At 72.3% G+C, this 3231-nt stretch carries 4 protein-coding genes; 2 read left to right on the top strand and 2 right to left on the bottom strand.

Features of this window, described 5'->3' with window-relative positions; genetic code table 11:
- The coding region (locus ACVNF4_RS34165) for a lysylphosphatidylglycerol synthase domain-containing protein (RefSeq protein ID WP_461806756.1) at positions 1-339 on the top strand (339 nt) is incomplete at its 5' end.
- A 134-nt stretch (positions 340-473) separates the two neighbouring features.
- On the top strand, positions 474-1574 hold the full coding sequence (gene nicT / locus ACVNF4_RS34160; protein ID WP_461806755.1) for a Nickel transporter NicT: 1101 nt from the start codon (positions 474-476) through the stop codon (positions 1572-1574).
- On the opposite strand, the gene ACVNF4_RS34155 is transcribed toward nicT, so the two are convergent.
- Together ACVNF4_RS34155 and ACVNF4_RS34150 are read right to left on the bottom strand one after the other, a co-directional pair.
- Positions 1529-2398 carry an aminoglycoside phosphotransferase family protein gene (locus ACVNF4_RS34155; protein WP_461806754.1) on the bottom strand — a complete coding sequence of 290 codons (870 nt, stop codon included), beginning with the start codon at positions 2396-2398 and terminating at the stop codon, positions 1529-1531. The two genes, nicT and ACVNF4_RS34155, sit on opposite strands and share 46 nt — an antisense overlap.
- 35 nt (positions 2399-2433) lie before the next feature.
- Positions 2434-3231, bottom strand: a 798-nt coding sequence (locus ACVNF4_RS34150; RefSeq protein ID WP_461806753.1) for a hypothetical protein, incomplete at its 5' end; no start/stop codon positions are given.

Below are 3231 nucleotides of genomic sequence, written 5' to 3'. Positions count from 1 at the left end.
CGGCCCTGCCGGGCGGCGGCGCTGTGGGGCGGGGCGTTCGCGTTCGCGTCGCTGCACGCGTGCGTGCTGATCGCCGTCACCCGCGCGATCGGCCTCGCGCTGTCCCCGCTCCACGTCGCCCTGCTGTATCTGGCCGCCAGCAGCGCCGCCGCGCTGCTGCCCACTCCGGGCGGGATCGGTTCCCTCGACGCGGTCCTCGCGCTGTCGCTGGCCGCGACCGGGGCGCCGGCCGTCGCGGCGGCCTCGGCGGTGCTGGGGTACCGGCTGCTGACGGTGTGGGTGCCGCTGCTGCCGGGGCTGGTGGTGCTGGGGGTGCTGATCAGGCGGCGGGCACTCTAGAGACGTCGAACCCTTGGTCAAGCCATGGTGAAGATCTGTCGCGGGCTTTACTGCACATGATGTGCAACTAGGAGAGCATGGCGGATGCGGGGTGGACACAGCCTTGCCGTGAACGCGACGAAAGGCACCACCCCATGACGATGACCCGGCAGGAATGGACCCGCCTCGCCGGCATGGCCGCCTTCATCGTCGCCCTGCACGTCATCGGCTGGTTCACCCTCGTCGCGATCGTCGCCCCGCACCACTACAGCATCGGCACCAAGACCTTCGGCATCGGCATCGGCGTCACCGCCTACACCCTCGGCATGCGCCACGCCTTCGACGCCGACCACATCGCCGCGATCGACAACACGACCCGGAAACTCATGGGCGAGGGGAAACGGCCCCTCTCCGTCGGGTTCTGGTTCTCCCTCGGCCACTCCAGCGTCGTCTTCGCCCTCGCCCTCCTGCTCTCCCTCGGCGTCAAGACCCTCGCCGGCCCGCTGCGCGACGACGACTCCAGCCTCCACGACGTCACCGGCCTGATCGGGACGGCCGTCTCGGGCACGTTCCTCTACGTCATCGCGATCCTCAACCTCGTCATCCTCGCCGGGATCTGGAAGGTGTTCCGGCGGATGCGGACCGGGGAGTTCGACGAGGCGGAACTGGAGGAGCACCTCAACAACCGGGGTTTCATGAACCGTCTCCTCGGCCGGGTCATGAACTCCATCACCAAGCCCTGGCAGATGTACCCCCTGGGCCTCCTCTTCGGCCTCGGCTTCGACACGGCCACCGAGGTCGCCCTGCTCGTCCTCGCCGGGTCCGGCGCCGCCTCCGGGCTGCCCTGGTACGCGATCCTGTGCCTGCCCGTCCTCTTCGCGGCCGGCATGTCCCTGCTCGACACCATCGACGGCTCGTTCATGAACTTCGCCTACGGGTGGGCGTTCTCGCAGCCCGTCCGCAAGGTCTACTACAACCTCACCGTCACCGGCCTCTCCGTCGCCGTCGCCCTCCTCATCGGCACCGCCGAACTCCTCGGCCTGGCCGCCGACAAGCTCTCCCTCCACGGCCCCTTCTGGGACTGGGTCTCCGGCCTCGACCTCAACACGCTGGGGTTCGTCGTCACGGGCATGTTCGTGGCGGCGTGGGCGATCGCGCTGGTGGTGTGGAAGGTGGGCCGGATCGAGGAGAGGTGGACGGTGCGGCCCACTCAGCAGGAGTCGTCCGCGAGCACCCTCTCCAGCACCCCCCGCTGAGCGGCGACCGCCTCCGGGCTCGACGGCCCCGCCAGCACCACCAGCGCCTTCCACAGCGCCCACCCCCGAGCCCGCCGCCACGCGTCGTCCGGCAGCCCCACGGCCTCCCGGAACACCTCGCGCTCGACGCCCTCGAAGTACGTCCAGGCGACGACGAGATCGCACGCCGGGTCCCCCACCCCGCACGTCCCGAAGTCGATGACGGCCGACAACTTCCCGTCCCGGACGAGGAGGTTGCCCACCGCCACGTCCCCGTGGAACCACACCGGCGCCGACGCCCACACCGACACCAGGGCCTCGCTCCACACCCGGCGGCACGCGCCGACGTCCACCTCGCCGGCCAACGCCACCAGCGCATCGGCGACCTGCTCCCCGTACACACTCGGATGACACCCCCGGTACCAGCAGTGCAGCCCCGCCACCGGCCCGCCCTCGGCGGGCACTTCACGCAGGCGGCACAGGAAGTCCCCGAGGTCCCGGGCGAGTCGGAGACGGTCGACGACGCCGGACTCGACGGTGTCGCCGGGGAGCCAGCGCCGTACCGACCAGGGGAACGGGTACCCGGCCGACGGGCGGCCGACCGCCACCGGCGCGGGGAGCGGGGTCGTCAACTCCCGTGCCAGCAACGGCAGCCAGCGGTTCTCCTTGGCCACCGCCGCGACGTACCCCTCGGCACTCGGCAGCCGCACCGACAACTCCTCGCCGAGCCGGAACGTACGGTTGTCCCAGCCCTGGCGGGCCACCGGCCGGACCGGCAGCCCGGACCACTCGGGGAACTGCCCGGCGATCAGGGAGCGGACGAGCCGCGCGTCGAGATCGATCACGGGGGCAGTCTGCGCTCAGGCGGCCCGCACTGTCCTCAGGTTTTCGCGAGGTCCCTGCGGTAGCGGGCGATCTGCCGCGCCGGATCCCCCGTGTACATCCAGGGCGTCGGCGTCGCCCGCCGCCCGAGGAGGTCGAGGAGCACCCCGGCGATCTCCGACTCGCCCGCCAGACACGCCGCGTGCGCGAGGTGGCCCGCGTCGCGGAGTTCGGCGGGGGCCACGGGAAGGTGCTCGGGCCGCACCGACAGCCAGCGCTCCCAGGTGCGGCGGACGTCGTTGACGGCGCCGTCGTCGGTCCAGTGCCGGCCGATGCCGACGACGGCGGGACGGTCCCCGGTGACGTCCAGGGTGTGCCGGAACTCCTCGACGCGCGCGTACTGGACGAGCACCGGCAGCGGACAGCCGGGCGGGGAGACACCGGCGGCGTCGCGGGCGAAGTCGTACATCAGGCCGTGGGTGCCGTGCCAGCGGGCCGAGTAGTAGTGCAGCACCTGGAGGTGGCCCTCCGCGCTGTACGGGTCACGCCGGTGCAACTCGTCCCACCAGCGGGCCAGTTCGGGCCGGCGCACCCCCGCCGGGTACAGCCGCGCGACCGAGATCAGCGACACCCACGGCGTCGGGTCCTCGGGGTACGCCTCGCTCGCCGCCCGGCACGCCATGACCGCCGCGTCCACCCTGCGGGGGTCGATGGAGGTGCCCCGGCCCGCCTCGATCGCCAGGTTGAACGCCCGGGTCGTCTCCGTCGCCGCGCGCAGCACGAGCGCGTCCGGGTCGTGCGGCTCGGCCGCGAGCCAGGACTCGACCGTCGAGCCGCCCGCGCACACCTGCGCCAG

This window comes from Streptomyces sp. S6 (assembly GCF_054880855.1).
The sequence above is the reverse complement of the archived record's forward strand: the minus strand, read 5'-3'. Positions and strand labels throughout refer to the sequence as shown.

Excerpts from the sequence above, each read along its gene's own strand:
- nicT (WP_461806755.1), top strand. The coding sequence starts at position 474 with ATGACGATGACCCGGCAGGAATGGACCCGCCTCGCCGGCATGGCCGCC.